This is a genomic window from Dechloromonas denitrificans (genome assembly GCF_001551835.1).
In the GTDB taxonomy this organism is placed as follows: Bacteria; Pseudomonadota; Gammaproteobacteria; order Burkholderiales; family Rhodocyclaceae; genus Azonexus; species Azonexus denitrificans.
In genome coordinates this window covers 891-1,135 of the sequence record NZ_LODL01000025.1, presented here as the reverse complement: position 1 = coordinate 1,135, position 245 = coordinate 891, and the positions used below count along the sequence as shown (strand labels likewise).

At 60.0% G+C, this 245-nt stretch carries 1 pseudogene; it reads left to right on the top strand.

Annotation, left to right across the window (positions count from 1 at the left end):
- Positions 1–44 precede the first annotated feature (44 nt).
- Positions 45–245, top strand: a pseudogene (locus AT959_RS21640) (MotA/TolQ/ExbB proton channel family protein); the annotation flags it as partial.

Below are 245 nucleotides of genomic sequence, written 5' to 3'. Positions count from 1 at the left end.
AGCTGGGTCCTGGTCCCCATCATTTTCAAATTGGAGCAATAAAAATGCAGGAAAACGTTCAGGAAGCAGCGCAAAACGCCTTCGGCTTCGCCCACCTGTGGGCCAGTGGCGATGCCATTTCGCACAGCGTCGCGGTCATTCTCGCCATCATGTCGGTCGCCAGTTGGTACCTGATCCTGGCCAAGGCCTGGGACTGGTGGACGATGCGCCGTGCGGCGCAGGCCGTCGGCAAGTTCTGGGCGGCA